This window comes from Bacillus sp. SH5-2 (assembly GCF_008368905.1).
Lineage (GTDB): Bacteria > Bacillota > Bacilli > Bacillales > Bacillaceae_G > Bacillus_A > Bacillus_A luti.
Genome location: NZ_QOSD01000033.1, coordinates 14,947 through 30,234, shown reverse-complemented (window position 1 = coordinate 30,234; position 15,288 = coordinate 14,947). Strand labels below are relative to the sequence as shown.

At 35.5% G+C, this 15,288-nt stretch carries 16 protein-coding genes; all 16 read right to left on the bottom strand.

Annotated features, from left to right (window positions below):
• The 16 genes from DN410_RS25105 to purR all read right to left on the bottom strand — a co-directional run bounded on the left by DN410_RS25105 (position 1) and on the right by purR (position 15,248).
• Positions 1-486 carry a S1 domain-containing RNA-binding protein gene (locus tag DN410_RS25105; RefSeq protein WP_000021451.1) on the bottom strand — a complete coding sequence of 162 codons (486 nt, stop codon included), beginning with the start codon at positions 484-486 and terminating at the stop codon, positions 1-3.
• Positions 487-573: 87 nt separating this feature from the next.
• Complete coding sequence (gene divIC / locus DN410_RS25100; RefSeq protein WP_001208736.1) at positions 574-933, bottom strand: cell division protein DivIC; 360 nt, start codon at positions 931-933, stop codon at positions 574-576.
• Positions 930-1,583, bottom strand: coding sequence for a spore cortex biosynthesis protein YabQ (yabQ, locus tag DN410_RS25095; RefSeq protein WP_149178468.1), 654 nt, complete (start codon positions 1,581-1,583; stop codon positions 930-932). Before yabQ ends, divIC begins: the two co-directional genes overlap by 4 nt.
• Positions 1,580-1,888, bottom strand: coding sequence for a sporulation protein YabP (gene yabP, locus DN410_RS25090; RefSeq protein ID WP_001059102.1), 309 nt, complete (start codon positions 1,886-1,888; stop codon positions 1,580-1,582). Before yabP ends, yabQ begins: the two co-directional genes overlap by 4 nt.
• 58 nt (positions 1,889-1,946) lie before the next feature.
• Complete coding sequence (locus DN410_RS25085) at positions 1,947-2,222, bottom strand: RNA-binding S4 domain-containing protein (protein WP_001234876.1); 276 nt, start codon at positions 2,220-2,222, stop codon at positions 1,947-1,949.
• Between the two features lie 14 nt (positions 2,223-2,236).
• Positions 2,237-3,697, bottom strand: coding sequence for a bifunctional methyltransferase/pyrophosphohydrolase YabN (gene yabN / locus DN410_RS25080; protein WP_149178467.1), 1,461 nt, complete (start codon positions 3,695-3,697; stop codon positions 2,237-2,239).
• Between the two features lie 12 nt (positions 3,698-3,709).
• A complete protein-coding gene (locus DN410_RS25075) occupies positions 3,710-5,311 on the bottom strand; it encodes a putative polysaccharide biosynthesis protein (RefSeq protein ID WP_149178466.1) in 1,602 nt (533 codons plus the stop codon).
• Between the two features lie 231 nt (positions 5,312-5,542).
• Positions 5,543-6,079 carry a stage V sporulation protein T gene (gene spoVT, locus DN410_RS25070; RefSeq protein WP_000648302.1) on the bottom strand — a complete coding sequence of 179 codons (537 nt, stop codon included), beginning with the start codon at positions 6,077-6,079 and terminating at the stop codon, positions 5,543-5,545.
• Between the two features lie 136 nt (positions 6,080-6,215).
• Positions 6,216-9,746: a transcription-repair coupling factor gene (gene mfd / locus DN410_RS25065; protein WP_149178465.1), complete on the bottom strand. Its 3,531-nt coding sequence runs from the start codon at positions 9,744-9,746 to the stop codon at positions 6,216-6,218.
• Between the two features lie 105 nt (positions 9,747-9,851).
• Positions 9,852-10,076: an anti-sigma-F factor Fin family protein gene (locus DN410_RS25060; protein ID WP_000399443.1), complete on the bottom strand. Its 225-nt coding sequence runs from the start codon at positions 10,074-10,076 to the stop codon at positions 9,852-9,854.
• A gap of 70 nt (positions 10,077-10,146) precedes the next feature.
• Entirely contained in the window at positions 10,147-10,707 is a 561-nt protein-coding gene (gene pth, locus DN410_RS25055; protein ID WP_088233030.1) for an aminoacyl-tRNA hydrolase, read from the bottom strand.
• A gap of 73 nt (positions 10,708-10,780) precedes the next feature.
• Complete coding sequence (locus DN410_RS25050; RefSeq protein ID WP_000107420.1) at positions 10,781-11,734, bottom strand: ribose-phosphate diphosphokinase; 954 nt, start codon at positions 11,732-11,734, stop codon at positions 10,781-10,783.
• Positions 11,735-11,752: 18 nt separating this feature from the next.
• Complete coding sequence (gene glmU, locus DN410_RS25045; RefSeq protein WP_149178464.1) at positions 11,753-13,132, bottom strand: bifunctional UDP-N-acetylglucosamine diphosphorylase/glucosamine-1-phosphate N-acetyltransferase GlmU; 1,380 nt, start codon at positions 13,130-13,132, stop codon at positions 11,753-11,755.
• Between the two features lie 323 nt (positions 13,133-13,455).
• Positions 13,456-13,749: a septation regulator SpoVG gene (gene spoVG / locus DN410_RS25040; protein ID WP_000454042.1), complete on the bottom strand. Its 294-nt coding sequence runs from the start codon at positions 13,747-13,749 to the stop codon at positions 13,456-13,458.
• A 152-nt stretch (positions 13,750-13,901) separates the two neighbouring features.
• Positions 13,902-14,276: a RidA family protein gene (locus DN410_RS25035; RefSeq protein ID WP_060629179.1), complete on the bottom strand. Its 375-nt coding sequence runs from the start codon at positions 14,274-14,276 to the stop codon at positions 13,902-13,904.
• A 123-nt stretch (positions 14,277-14,399) separates the two neighbouring features.
• The gene (purR, locus tag DN410_RS25030) at positions 14,400-15,248 is read right to left on the bottom strand and encodes a pur operon repressor (RefSeq protein WP_149178463.1); all 849 of its coding nucleotides are present in this window, start codon (positions 15,246-15,248) and stop codon (positions 14,400-14,402) included.
• Positions 15,249-15,288: the final 40 nt, after the last annotated feature.

Here is a 15,288-nt window from a genome sequence, read left to right as displayed (position 1 = left end):
TTATCCGCGACGTGCGCCACGGCCACCACGTTTAGATTCTGTGTTACGCTTTAAAGAAGTTAAACGATCTTCACTATCCTTTAAAAAGCGTGCCATCTTTTGCTCAAATGTTTCTTTTGGAGCTCGGTCGTTACCGCCACCGCGGTTATCTCTATTGAAAGAACGATTATTACGTTGTGGACGTCCAGAACGTTGTTGATCACCACCGCGTTGGTATTCACCACGTGGACGATCTCCTTCTGTTTTTTCACGCTCTTTCGCTTTTTTAATAGATAGACCAATCTTGCCATCTTTTTCAACATTAATAACTTTTACTTCTACTTGGTCGCCCACTTTTAAGTGATCGTTAATATCTTTCACATAATTATCAGCAACTTCACTAATATGAACAAGACCCGTTAAGCCTTCTGGCAGCTCCACAAAAGCCCCAAAATTTGTAATACCTGTTACTTTACCCTGTAACTTGCTGCCTACCTCGATTGACATAAAAAAAATGCTCCTCCTTAGTGGTTAAAAAGTCAAATTTTACTTTATTATATATAATCCTAAAATATAGTGTCAATAAGACATACTCTACTTAGAAACAGGAAAAATTATCTCCCCTTTTCCAGAGAAGAAATAATCCCTTCTAGCAATCTTTAATACGTACTCTTCATCATTTAACTTTTGAACTTCGTCTTTTAGACTCTTTTCTTTATTCGTTAATGAATCCAGTTCTTTTTTCATGTCCTTAACTTTTGCTTCTTTTGCTTTAATGGAACTGTTTTGTTGATAAAACGTTACACTAATACTCGCAATAATTGTAAAAGCAAAGACAAGAAAAACCGCTAAACGGCGATAAAGTCGCTTCCTGTTCTCATCCGTTTGTATTATATGCTCTTTAACAGGATTTGGACTCTGTTTTTCGATTGTTCTTTGTCTCAGTTCCCTCATTTCCGAGGTCCCCCTAACTTCTTTTTTATACGCTCCCACAATTGGAAGATATGGCCCTTCAATTTTGCTATATATTGCAGGAACCCTACATGTTTCATTATAAAAAGTTTAACACGATTAGGGAGAAGTTTCCATATGAGCGAAGTAATAAATCGAACAGGCCAGAAAAAAACTTTCCATATGAAAAGTAATATCCAAATCACCATTTTCCATAACACATGTCCAATTGAAAGCAGTATACGAAATAAGAATAATATAACTGCAATAAATAGCTGCGCTATAATAATAACAGGTTTTATCATGAGTAGCTTTATAATTTGAACAAAAAAGTGTGTTGTTTGCACAAAAATATAGATGAGAAAATTTAACAGCTTCATGTATAGTGCTTTCAACATGCTTTGATATGCCGCAAAACCACATAATAATGCCAAAAACACATATATACGTAGTTCAGCCTCATTTACAAGAAGCAATACATAAAAAACAAATAATGCTTGGACAATCCAAAATAGTATATCATGTATAAATACAAGCCAACGTTTACGTTCTGGACGCTTTAAAAACCGTTGATATGTATCTAAAGATGCCCCAATCCAAGCACCCATTCCAATCATTGAAAGCATTGTATACAGCTGAATTGTTAGACTCATTTAAACAACTTACTAAAGAAACCTTTAGTTTTCTCCCCTTGATTCTCATCAATATACAGCATCTCATGAACTTTCCCTTTAATCGATACAACACCTTTTTCTACATCTAAATTTTTCATTTGTAAATTTTGACCACGAATTGTTAAAAAACCCATTACGGTCTCGAGTAAAAACTCTTCGCTATCAAAACTCTCTACCTGCTTTACACCCGTAATATCGATTACACGCCTGCCACGCATAACAATATCATGCTCTACAGAAACGTTTTGCTGATTAGAAGACATAGGTGAGTAACCATTATTCACGTAAATCCCCCCATAGATTTATACTAGCTAATAGTAATGTATGAAGGGATAATCGATTTTAGAACAAGCCTTCTTCGGCCTTTACTTTTTCTTCGCGAACTAAACTATACATATTTGCTGCATCTTCTTTTTTAGTTGTTTCTTTCAATTCATTTATTTTTACAGTTACTATTTTTTGACCAAAACGAATTGTTAATTCGTCAGCCACTTTCACATCTGAACTTGCTTTTGCCACTTGACCATTAATTGATATTCTCCCTTGGTCAGCTACTTCTTTCGCTAATGTTCTTCTTTTAATTAAACGTGATACTTTCAAAAACTTATCTAGACGCATATCAAATCCCCCTATTAACGCTCTGTTTGTTTTGCCTCTTCCCATAAAACATCTAACTGTTCTAATGATAAATCTTGCATTTCTTTATTCATTTCAGCTACTTTTGCTTCCATGTATAAAAAACGACCGACGAATTTCTCATTCGTTGAACGTAATGCTTCTTCTGGATCTATTTTATAATGACGAGCTATATTAACAAATGCAAATAGTAAATCGCCAAATTCACTTAACATCTTCGCCTCATCCATGTTTGTAACTTCTTGTTGGAACTCTTGCCATTCTTCTAAGGCCTTCTCTATCATCGGCTGTACATCAACCCAATCGAAACCAACCTTGCCAGCTTTTTTCTGGATTTCATAAGCGCGTAGTAACTGCGGCAAACTTTTTGGAACTCCATTTAAAACAGATTCTTTTACAAATCCTTTTTCTTGTTTTTTAATTTCTTCCCAATTGGCAATTACTTCATCAGCATCATCTACATCCGCATTTCCAAATACATGTGGATGGCGACGAACCATTTTCTCAGATAGAGTTCGAATGATATCATCTATAGAGAACCAACCTTCATCTTCTCCGATTTGAGCATGCAGCATAACTTGTAATAATACATCACCTAGTTCTTCAACTAAATGATCATCGTCCTCTTCATCAATTGCTTCCAACACTTCATACGCTTCCTCAATTAAGTACTTCTTTAAAGATTGATGTGTTTGCTTTTTATCCCACGGACAACCATTTGGTCCACGAAGGTCTGCAATAATTTCTCTAAGTACTTCAAACTGTTGATACAAGGACGCACGTTCCTGAACTGGTGGTACATACACACTCGTTAAATTATTCAATTCTGTTTCATGATCTAGCATGTACAATGGTACTTTTTTGACTTGTTCGAACGAAGTTCCCGCAGCTGTTACGATATACACCTCATAATCATCCGGTAACATTTCCATTAATGTTAACTTCACATCTGAAGCAACGAACGCATCATACACTTGACAAAAGATTAAATGTTGACGTAATTCTAATTGCCCTCTTTCAAATGATGTAGCGTCAATTAATTGGAATCCTTCAATCGGATCGATTTTTAGACTTGCGAACATTGGATCAAGGAAACTTTGTCCACCTTCAATTCGCACTTCAACATTTGCTATTTCTCCCTTTTCCAACAGTAGCTGAACTGTTCTTTCCGCTACAAGTGGATGCCCTGGGACAGCGTAGATGATTTCTGCACCTTCAGCTTGTTCTAGTAATGTATTCGCAATTGTTTCATATACAATTTCAAATGTATCATGCGCTTCATATATATTGTCAAAAGCCGTATATTGTATACCTTCTTTCTCCAACTCTTCTATAACTGGATGTTCCTTCGTTCTAACAAACATATGGTCTGCTTCTTTTATCTTTCGATATACACCCATCGTTAGCTGATCTAATTCACCAGCACCTAATCCTAAAATCGTAATGATTCCACTCACAACCTGCCACCTCTATCCACTCTTCTTCAATGAACCTTCTTTTTTCTCTTGTTTCATAACGGTTCCTAGCTCTTTTTTTGTAAATACACGTAATTTTAAAATGAAAAACACATATGTTAATCCGCCGATGGCTACACCTAACAACGCTTCAAGTGTTGCAATTCCTCTATGCCCCGTATCAATTACTAATCCAGACATATGCAACACACGTATAAACATTATTAATACAACTCCCATACTAATACCACTAATAACTACACCTAACATATTCCGCTTATCGATAAGCGATTCCGATACAGCTCGCATAAGTAACACACTATTTAGCATTGAAATTACAATTAGCGCAACTAAGGTTGCAATTGCAGCTCCCTTTACACCAAAATACGGCATTAGTATATAGTTTAAAGCTAACTTTAAACAACCTCCAAATACAACAAATATTGCTGGTTTTAACATTTGTCCTAAACCTTGTAAAATAGAAGCGGTTGTAATTGACAATGAACTAAATAAAATAGATAAAGATAAAATGGATAAAACATCTGATCCATCACTATTTTCAAACAACATAATATTCGTAGGTTGAATAATACAAGTTAATCCAATCGCAGCTGCAAATCCAATTACGAACGTTATTTTCATTGCTAACCTTACCTTTTCTTGAATATAGGCAAGATCTCCTCTTTCTTTAGCTGCTGTAATAATTGGAATAAGTGACAACGAGAAAGAGGTTGTCACAACAGTACCTAATTGCATAAGCGGGATACTTCTGTCATAAACACCTTTTAATACCTTTGCACTTTCAGCTTGTTCTCCCGCCCCAATAAGTAAGGAATAGAAAGAGACAGAATCAGCCATTTGTATAAAAATAAGCACTAAGTTACTAACACAAATCGCTAACCCCTGCCAAAAAAGGATTTTAATTATCCTTCCTTTTCCCCTAATATTTTTCAAACTTTTGAAGAATATAGAACGAAAATCACGACGCATATAAAGTACCAATACGATAATCCCAATCAGTCCACCTGCGATTGAACCTAACATAGCACCTGCACCAACTGTATATAAATCAAATCCGTGAGCAATTAGAAATAGGGATAAAAACACAATAATAGAAACCCGAATGGTTTGTTCTATCACTTGCGAAACAGCCGTTGGCATCATATTATTAAACCCTTGAAAATATCCTCTTGCTACAGATAAAAATGGCATCAATATGAATGAAAACGAAATAACACGTAATAATTTATCTAAGTGTATATCGCCCATAGCTATTGCAATTGTTTCAGCGCCAAAGAACAATGTAAAAAATCCTACGAAACCAATTCCTAATAAAAACCAAAAAGATACACAAATAATTTCTTCTGCTTCTTTTTGCTTTCCTCGCTCTAATCGTTCCGCGACCATTTTTGAAATTATAATAGGGAACCCATAAGTAGCTAAAATTAAACAAAATCCATAAAATGGATAAATTTGTTGGTAAATATAAAATCCAATATCACCCGCTATATTTTGATATGGAATACGGTAAAAAGCGCTTAATACTTTCGTAATAAAACTTGCGATTGTTAATATAATAGCCCCACGCCAAAAGGCTTGATACTTCTTCGCTTCCATACAAGAAAACTCCTTTTTCTATTCTCACCCCTCGTATTATATCACAAAGAAAAGGACAAACTCCCTTACCTCCGCGAGTGATAATAAGTTCGTGCAACACTAGAAAATGTTCAACGAAAAAAGGTAGCAAAGCGCTACCTTCATTCAATATACATGTATCTCCAAATAATTGATTTCTCTAAAAGAAATATCATAATTAGGAAAGATTGCTACTTCTAAAATTATAAATACTTACTGTTCCATTTGTTTCGCTAAGAAACTGGCTGCAGTATTGACCGCCTTATGCTCTATTTCGCTTATAATAGCTTCTTTTGAAAAAATAATGACAGCTCCAATTGGGTCTCCATTTGCAACGATCGGTCCAACTGTATAAGAATGAACCTTTTCTGTTACACCATCGATAATGGAAATATCACTTTCGTCCGTCATAATAACAGACTTTCGTTCTTCCATCGTTTTTTCAATTAGATCCCCAACACTTTTATTTAAGTATTCTTTTTTGGATACACCTGATACTGCGATAATAGAATCTCGATCGCACACAAGCACATTATGTCCTAAACTATCATATAAAGCATCTGCATATTCTTTTGCAAAGTCACCTAATTCACTAATTGGAGAATATTTCTTCAAAATTACTTCTCCATCGCGATCAACAAATATTTCTAGTGGGTCTCCTTCTCGAATACGTAAAGTTCTACGAATTTCCTTCGGGATTACTACCCTGCCTAAATCATCAATTCGACGTACGATTCCAGTTGCTTTCATTCTAATGCTGCCTCACTTTCTACTGATGATCAAAGTGGTGAATTTACCTGTTCATGTAAAAATCACCAACTGTTAGACATAGTATTTTACACATTAGTTCTTCTATGCACGTCGAATTGTATTTTTTTATCTTACATTAGGCATTTATTACTTCTTTTTTTACATCTGGTAAGCCTTTTAATAAATTTTCAGCAATTGTTAACCACTTCGATGTCTCTAATCCATTCGTTTTCATAACGATTTTCAATTGTGATCCTTCCATTCCAAGACCAATCATACGGCCAAAACTATTTCCAAGCATGAATAATTTTCCACCATCAATATTTTGGCTTGCTTGTTCAGAGAATAGGATTGTTACTTCAAATTTATTTTGTTTAATCAACTCAATTTGTTCTTTCATTGCCAATACTTTAATATTTGCTATTTGTAATAAATAACCAACTTCTTGTGGGTAATCACCAAATCTATCGATCATTTCTTCCTGTAATTCTTCAATATCCTCGATTGTAGAAACACCTCTAAATTGTTTATACATCATAATTTTTTGCTTACTATCTGAAATATAAGCATCTGGTAAATATGCATCTACTTCCAAGTCAATTTCAACATTAACTGTATTTTCAACCCCATCTGTCCCTCTGCGCTGTTCAATTGCATCTTTTAACATTTGAGAATACAGGTCAAATCCGACAGAATCAATAAATCCATGTTGTTCTGCCCCTAATAAGTTACCAGCACCACGAATAGATAAGTCCCTCATCGCGATTTTGAAACCAGATCCCAGTTCTGTAAACTCTTTAATTGCTTGCAGACGCTTCTCTGCAACTTCTGATAACACTTTATCTCGTTTGTATGCAAAGTATGCATATGCGACACGATTAGAGCGTCCAACACGCCCACGAAGCTGATACAACTGCGATAAGCCCATACGATCTGCATCAAATACAATTAATGTATTTACATTTGGAATATCTACGCCTGTCTCAATAATTGTTGTACTTACAAGAACATCATGCTGCCCCTCTAAAAACGATAGCATAACAGACTCTAATTCACTTTCATTCATTTTTCCATGCGCGTATGTTACACGAGCATCTGGAACTAACATCGAAATTTCATCTGCTTTTCTTTCGATATCCTCCACACGGTTATACAGGAAGTAAATTTGACCACCTCTTGCAAGCTCGCGTTCTATCGCTTCTCGCATTAACGCTGGATTATACTCTACTACATATGTTTGAACTGGGAAACGATTTTCCGGCGGCGTCTCAATAACAGATAAATCACGCACACCAAGCATAGACATATGAAGCGTACGCGGAATCGGAGTTGCCGTTAATGTTAATACGTCAACATTTGCTTTTAATTGTTTAATTTTTTCTTTATGCGTTACGCCAAATCTTTGTTCTTCATCAATAATAAGAAGACCTAAATCTTTATAAGTAACATCTTTAGATAAAATACGATGCGTTCCGATTACAATATCTACCGTACCATCTTTTAAGCCTTTAATCGTTTCGTTTTGCTGTTTTCTCGTACGGAACCTACTTAATAATCCTATATTAATTGGATAATCTTGAAAACGCTCTCGAATTGTTTCATAGTGTTGTTGTGCCAGAATCGTTGTCGGCACTAAAATCGCAACTTGCTTTTCATCCATAATTGCTTTAAATGCAGCACGAATAGCTACTTCCGTCTTCCCATATCCTACATCACCACAAAGAAGCCTATCCATCGGACGTCCACGTTCCATATCTTTCTTAATTTCTTCAATAGAGCGTAACTGATCCTCTGTCTCTTGATACGGGAAAGAAGATTCAAATTCTTGTTGTTCCGCCGTATCTGGTGTATATGCATAACCTTTTGAAGCCTCGCGCTCAGCATATAATTTAATTAGGTCATCTGCTATGTCTTGTACGGACTTTTCAACTTTCGTTTTGACTTTCTTCCAATCATTTCCGCCTAATTTATAAACTTTTGGATCCTTACCTTCAGATCCTACATATTTTTGCACTTGGTCAATTTGTTCAATTGGAACGTATAACTTATCATTACCTTGATATTTGATATTCAAATAATCTTTATGAACACCATTAATCTCTAATGTCTCAATACCTAAAAATTTACCTATACCATGATTTACATGAACTACATAGTCCCCAACTTTTAATTCCGAATAACTTTTAATACGTTCAGCATTAGATAACTTTTGCTTACGTTGTGATTTCTTAACTTTCTTATGAAAAAGTTCCTTTTCAGTAATGACAACGAACTTTTGCATCGGCATTTCAAATCCTGCATGTAAATCACCTACCGCAATTTGTAACCTTCCAGGCAATAAGATATCTGTGCCCTCTACAATATCTGCTTCAATATCATAATCACTTAAAATATGTTGTAGTTTTTTTACACGTTCATCATCTGTTCCAAGCACAACGGTCGTAAAGTGTCCTTCATTCCATCTATCAATTTCAGTTTTTAACAACTGCATCTGCCCATGGAAATCTTGCATTGTTTTACATGTCACATTCACAATATTTTGCGGATGTGTGTGTGCTATATGGCGTAAGAATAACGTTAAATATACAAAACTTCTTTTTTTATGATGAAGAAACCCCTCAAATGAGTGAGAGAAAGATAAATCTTGAATAATTGTTCCTTCGCCAAGAAGTGATATATACCATTCCGCCTCTTCTGTTTCAAGATGTGATGCTGTTTCTTGAATGCGGGAAATCTCATCTAAAATGACAACACCGTCTTCTGGTAAATAATCTATCAGACTAGCAGGTTCTTTATAGAAAATAGATAAATATTTAAACATTTGCTCTATACTCTGCCCATTTTTCAACATTTCGATTTCATGACTTACCGTCTCAAGCACTGTAGTCTTTAATTTATCATCGGAAAGTTTTTGCATCGTCTTAGTTAAACCTTCTTCAAGATGCTTAATTCCCGATTTCAATTCTTCCTGTGAAAATAAAAACTCTGTTGCTGGACCGAATCTAATACTTTCCTTTTTATCTTGAGAACGCTGTTCATTCACATCAAATAATCGAATAGAATCGATTTCTGTGTCGAAAAATTCAATACGAAATGGTAATTCTTCAGTTAATGGGTAAATATCTAATATGCCCCCACGTAAACTGAACTCCCCTGGAGCTTCTACCATTGACTTACGCTCATAGCCGATATGATGTAAAGTATGCAAGAGTGCATCTAAATCAATCTCTTGCCCTAGATTGATTTCAATTTGCCTTTGCCTCCATAATTCTTTTATCGGTAAAAACCTACGCAGACCTGCAACTGGCGCTACAATAATCCCATTCTCTCCCGCCGCCAAGCGATTTAGCACCTCAATGCGCTGCGCCTTCAATTCTGGACTTGCAACCCCAACTTCTGATGCTATTAATTCATTTACTGGATATAGCCACACATCTTTTTCACCAAGTAATGCCACTAAATCTTCATGTACTTTTTGCGCTTGGTATAGATTATGTGTCACAATCAGTTGTGATTTTTTTGTTTTTTTATATAAAGCTGCCATTAATAATGAACGAGAAGATGTTGCCATACCTGATACAAGTTGCTCTTTTAAACCATCTTCTAACCCATTAATAACCGATTGTATCTCTTCATTTTTATAAAACTGCTCTAATAAACCTATCATTTTCAAAACTCCTCTCAACATAAAGAGCAAGCCACTATATTTTATGCAAATATTTCGGAAAAAGAAAACAGAAAAATGCTTTGGACATGCCAAAGCGACAACATTTTATTGTAGAAATTTTTCATATTCATAATACTCGGGATAAGATGCAAGCGTTTCTTGACACGATTCACAGATTGTTTTTATATATATATTTCCATTCTCATGAAAACGAATCATCTCTACTACTTCTTGCTCTGTTAGTTGAAATAAAACGTCGCTATATACTTTTTCTGCGGTAACGGAGCCTACATTACTCCCACAATGTCTGCAATAATAATACCCTTCCATACTAGCCTCCTAAATATCCAATTACTACTAGTATGGGTGAAAATAAAATAAAATATTCCCAATCATGCCCTTAACTATTGAAAGTATTCATAATTTGAAGGAAAGGTTTTTTTAACCATTCTTCACATGCATCCGCTGCTTTTTCAATAGAATGATTAACGTCCGGGATTTCTTCAGATGTAAAGCGTCCTAATACGTAATCTACTACCTTCATTCCATTTTTCGGACGATCAATTCCCATACGGATACGCTGAAATTCTTGTGTTCCTAAATGTGAAATTGTCGATTTTACACCATTATGTCCACCAGCACTCCCTTTCATACGAAGACGTAATTTACCTACAGGGATATCTAAATCATCGTACAACACAACGAAGTCCTCAACGTCAATCTTGTAGTAATCCATGAGTGGTCGAATGCTTTCCCCAGATAAATTCATATATGTAAGCGGCTTTAATAATATTACTTTTTCTCCATTAACAAATCCTGCACCAAATACCCCTTTAAATTTTTGTTCATTTAAAGAAATGTTCCAACGCTTTGCAAGTTCATCAATCGCCATAAATCCAATATTATGCCTTGTTAATTCATATTCTCTACCTGGGTTCCCAAGTCCTACTATCAATTTCATTCTTGTACCAACTACTTTCTTTTTTCGATACGAAAAGACGTAACCAAGCTTGGTTACGTCTCATTCTATCCAATTAATTGAATAATACACTTACAGATTCTTCTTCGTATACACGAATGATCGCTTCTCCGATTAATGGAGCAACTGAAAGTTCATGTACTTTGTCGATTTTCTTCTCTTCTGGTAATACAATAGAGTTTGTTACAACTAACTCTTTAATATTTGAATTTTGAATACGCTCAATTGCTGGACCAGATAATACTGGGTGCGTACAGCAAGCATATACTTCAGAAGCACCGTTCTCTACAAGAGCGTTTGCTGCTAATGTAATTGTACCAGCTGTATCAATGATGTCATCAATTAAAATCGCTGTTTTACCTTCAATATTACCGATAATGTTCATTACCTCGGATACGTTCGGACGAGGACGTCGCTTATCAATAATAGCAATTGGTGCTTTTAGGCGATCTGCCATTTTTCGAGCACGAGTTACACCACCGTGGTCAGGAGACACGATTACGATATCTTTAAGACCTTTTGTTTCAAAGTAATCTGAAAGAATCGGTACACCCATTAAGTGGTCGATTGGGATATCAAAGAACCCTTGAATTTGTGGAGCATGTAAATCTAGAGTGATTACACGAGTTGCACCTGCTGTTTCAAGCAAGTTTGCTACAAGTTTCGATGTAATTGGTTCACGAGAACGCGCTTTACGGTCTTGACGCGCATAACCATAGTAAGGAATAACAATATTAATTGTTTTTGCAGATGCACGTTTTAATGCATCGATCATAATAAGTAATTCCATGATATGTTCGTTTACTGGGAAGCTTGTAGATTGAATAATGAATACATCGCAACCACGGATACTTTCTTCAATGTTAATTTGAACTTCTCCATCACTAAAACGATCAACAGAACATTTTCCTAGTCCTACTCCAATATGCTTTGCGATTTGCTCAGCAAGTTCCTTATTAGAGTTTAAAGAGAATACTTTCAAATTAGAATTTAGATATTGAGTCGACATCTAGATTAACCCTCCACATTATGATTTTTTCTTATTCAGCAATTGATCAACATAGTCTTCTTTGTTAACTTGACGTGCACGTGCTACTGATAATGCTTTTGATGGAACATTCTCTGTAATTGTAGAGCCTGCCGCTACATAAGCACCATCTTCAACTGTTATTGGCGCAACTAGATTTGAATTACATCCAATAAATACCCCGTTACCAATCACAGTTTTGAATTTATTCTTGCCGTCATAGTTCACCGTAATTGAACCACAACCAAGATTCACGTCTTCTCCAACTTGTGCATCCCCGATATAACTTAAGTGTGAAGCTTTACTTCTATTACCAAAAACAGTTTTTTTGATTTCCACGAAGTTTCCAACGCGTACTTCATCTCCAATAACTGAATCTGGGCGAATATGTGCAAATGGACCAACCGCTACTTCTGTACCAAGTTTACTATCATGTACAGTAGATTGACGAATTGTCGTACGATCTCCAATTTCACTATCGCGAATTACTGTATGTGGTCCAATTTCACAATCAGAACCAATTACAGTATTACCCTCAATAACTGTTCCTGGATGAAGAACTGTATCACTACCGATAATTGCGTCGGCAGAAATATATGTGTTACTTGGATCGATAATTGTAACACCATTCACCATATTTTTTCGGTTGATACGGTTTTTCATAATAACTTCCGCTTGCGATAGAGCGACTCTGTCGTTAACACCTAACGTTTCATCGAAGTGCTCTGTTTGATAAGCTGATACGATATGACCTTCATTTTTTAGAATCTCAATAACATCTGGAAGGTAATATTCACCTTGTACGTTATCATTTGAAACTTTAGAAAGTGAAGCGAATAAAGCTTTATTATCAAAACAATACGTACCTGTATTGATTTCTTTAATAGCTAATTCTTTTTCATTTGCATCCTTATGCTCAACAATCTTTTCAACATGACCATTCTCATTACGAACGATACGACCATATCCAGCAGGTTCTTCTATGTACGCTGTTAGCACCGTTGCCATTGCCCCTGCTTCTTTATGTTGCTGAAGCAACGCTTCCATTGTTTCAGCAGTTATTAGCGGCGTATCACCACAAATAACTAAAGTTGTTCCTTCTTCATTTGCAAGTACACTTGCAGCTTGATCTACAGCATGCGCTGTACCAAGTTGTTCTGCTTGTAATGCAAACTCACTTACGTTTCCTAGCTGTTCTTGTACCATTTCAGCACCATGTCCTACGACTGTTACAAGTTTCTGCAATCCCAATTGAGATACTTGGTCGACAACATGTTGTACCATAGGTTTTCCACATACAGGATGAAGCACTTTGTATAGCTTAGACTTCATACGTGTGCCTTTACCTGCAGCTAGAATCACTGCAAATCTGTTTGACATATAGACCCTCCATCGCAACCTATTTATCCATTAACGATATTATCCTAAATCATCATATATTTCAAGAAACACATTTTAACTATTAAATTTTACCATAATTCTTATAAGATGTTTTACTCTTTAGTATCTTTTTTAAGAAATAAGCTATACTATTTAAAATGATTTTGAAAAAATTAGAAGTTTCTCCTCTTCACTTGAATGGAATTAGAATCTTCCGAATATAAAATATATAAAATCACAAAAAAACAAACCCCTGTAAATGCTTACAGGGGTTTGCTACAAAATTATAAGGCTTTCTTTCAAAAGCCCTTTTCATTCGAATTTTACGAAGCGCCCGCTTCTTCAAACTCAACCTCTTCTAACTCGCCTAAACGGTGATACTCTGTTAAAACCGCATCTTGAATTTTAGAGCGTGTATTAGAATTAATTGGATGTGCAATGTCACGGAATTCTCCATCTGGAGTACGTTTACTTGGCATTGCTACAAATAATCCATTATTACCATCAATTACACGAATATCATGAACAACAAATTCATGGTCTAGGGTAATAGAGGCAATTGCTCTCATGCGGCCTTCTGTGTTTACGCGGCGTAATCTTACGTCAGTTACTTCCATCTTGTGTTCACCACCCTTTTCTAAATAAGCGATATATTTGTATAAATTCCACAAAATTTCTATTTTCCCTTTAATTTTTTAAAAATTTTTAAGATAAAAATTTTTAACACAGTTGAATATAAAGATTAATAGAGGTTATCGCTTACAAAGACTTACTTAACTAGGGCAATTACTTCGATTTCAACTGAAACATCTTTCGGTAATTTTGCTACTTGTACACAAGAACGTGCTGGTTTATGAGTAGAGAAATAAGATCCATATACTTCATTAACAGCATTAAAATCATCCATATCTTTTAAGAATACTGTTGTTTTTACTACCGTATCAAATGAGGCACCTGCTTCTTCTAATACTGCTTGTAAATTTTGAAATACTTGCTCTGTTTGTACTGTTACGTCTCCTGCTACAAGCTCTCCACTTGCAGTTAACGGAATTTGTCCTGAACTGTAAAACATATTATTTACAATAATCCCTTGTGAATATGGTCCAATTGCTTGTGGTGCATTGTTTGTTTGAACAACTTTCATACTTTTCACCCTTTTATTATTTATTTTTACTCTTTAAAAATAGTGCACGAAAAGCAGTTTGTCCATCTATTTTGTAATTTATAAATCGAATAAAAAAAAGATAAAGCTATTTGCTTTATCTTTTTACTCAGCCTCTACAAGCCCTTCATCAAATGGTGCCAGTGAATAATTTCCCTTTTCCACTTGAATCGATTTTTCTTTCACATCAACTTCTGATAGACGAATTAATGATACAAAGTTATTAATTAGTCTTTCTTCAATATCCGTGGACTCTACTAATACACCAATACCAACAACGTTAGCCTTAAACTCTTCTAACATACTCATCATACCTTGAATTGTCCCGCCGGCTTTCATGAAGTCATCAATAATTAAAACATTTGATCCCTCTGGAAGGCTACGCTTTGCTAACGTCATTGTTTGAATTCTCTTAGAAGAACCTGATACATAGTTAATACTAACAGTAGGTCCCTCTGTTACCTTATTATCTTTTCTCGCAATTACTACCGGTACATCTAAGTAATTTGCCACCGCATAAGCAAGTGGAATCCCTTTTGTCGCTACCGTCATAACTGCGTCAATTGATTGCCTAGCAAAAACAGAAGCAAACAAACGACCTGCGCCATTAATATAGCGAGGATTACTTAAAAGATCTGTCATATATAAGTAACCGCCAGGTAAAATACGACCTGGATTTTCAAATAAGCTACAAAGCTCACCAATAATTAGGTCTGCCTCTTCTTCACTTATATATGGTATATATTTCACTCCTCCTGCTGCTCCTGGTATCGTTTGCAATGTGCCGACCCCTTGTTGTTCAAACGTTTGCTTAATAATAACTAAATCTTCACTAATGGAAGACTTAGCTGATTGATACCTTTCAGCAAAAAAAGTGAGAGAAACTAGCTGACGAGGATTTTGTAACAGGTAATACGTCATATCGACTAACCTTGTACTTCGTCTAATTTTCATACTCCCACCTCAAATCACGAATATTCTAAACAAATCATAA

What these genes read in the sequence shown, in the direction of transcription:
- DN410_RS25105 (WP_000021451.1), bottom strand. Translation starts at nt 486, where the DNA reads ATGTCAATCGAGGTAGGCAGCAAGTTACAGGGTAAAGTAACAGGTATT.
- divIC (WP_001208736.1), bottom strand. Translation starts at nt 933, where the DNA reads ATGAGGGAACTGAGACAAAGAACAATCGAAAAACAGAGTCCAAATCCT.
- yabQ (WP_149178468.1), bottom strand. Translation starts at nt 1,583, where the DNA reads ATGAGTCTAACAATTCAGCTGTATACAATGCTTTCAATGATTGGAATG.
- DN410_RS25085 (WP_001234876.1), bottom strand. Translation starts at nt 2,222, where the DNA reads ATGCGTCTAGATAAGTTTTTGAAAGTATCACGTTTAATTAAAAGAAGA.
- DN410_RS25075 (WP_149178466.1), bottom strand. Translation starts at nt 5,311, where the DNA reads ATGGAAGCGAAGAAGTATCAAGCCTTTTGGCGTGGGGCTATTATATTA.
- spoVT (WP_000648302.1), bottom strand. Translation starts at nt 6,079, where the DNA reads ATGAAAGCAACTGGAATCGTACGTCGAATTGATGATTTAGGCAGGGTA.
- mfd (WP_149178465.1), bottom strand. Translation starts at nt 9,746, where the DNA reads ATGATAGGTTTATTAGAGCAGTTTTATAAAAATGAAGAGATACAATCG.
- DN410_RS25060 (WP_000399443.1), bottom strand. Translation starts at nt 10,076, where the DNA reads ATGGAAGGGTATTATTATTGCAGACATTGTGGGAGTAATGTAGGCTCC.
- pth (WP_088233030.1), bottom strand. Translation starts at nt 10,707, where the DNA reads ATGAAATTGATAGTAGGACTTGGGAACCCAGGTAGAGAATATGAATTA.
- DN410_RS25050 (WP_000107420.1), bottom strand. Translation starts at nt 11,734, where the DNA reads ATGTCGACTCAATATCTAAATTCTAATTTGAAAGTATTCTCTTTAAAC.
- glmU (WP_149178464.1), bottom strand. Translation starts at nt 13,132, where the DNA reads ATGTCAAACAGATTTGCAGTGATTCTAGCTGCAGGTAAAGGCACACGT.
- spoVG (WP_000454042.1), bottom strand. Translation starts at nt 13,749, where the DNA reads ATGGAAGTAACTGACGTAAGATTACGCCGCGTAAACACAGAAGGCCGC.
- DN410_RS25035 (WP_060629179.1), bottom strand. Translation starts at nt 14,276, where the DNA reads ATGAAAGTTGTTCAAACAAACAATGCACCACAAGCAATTGGACCATAT.
- purR (WP_149178463.1), bottom strand. Translation starts at nt 15,248, where the DNA reads ATGAAAATTAGACGAAGTACAAGGTTAGTCGATATGACGTATTACCTG.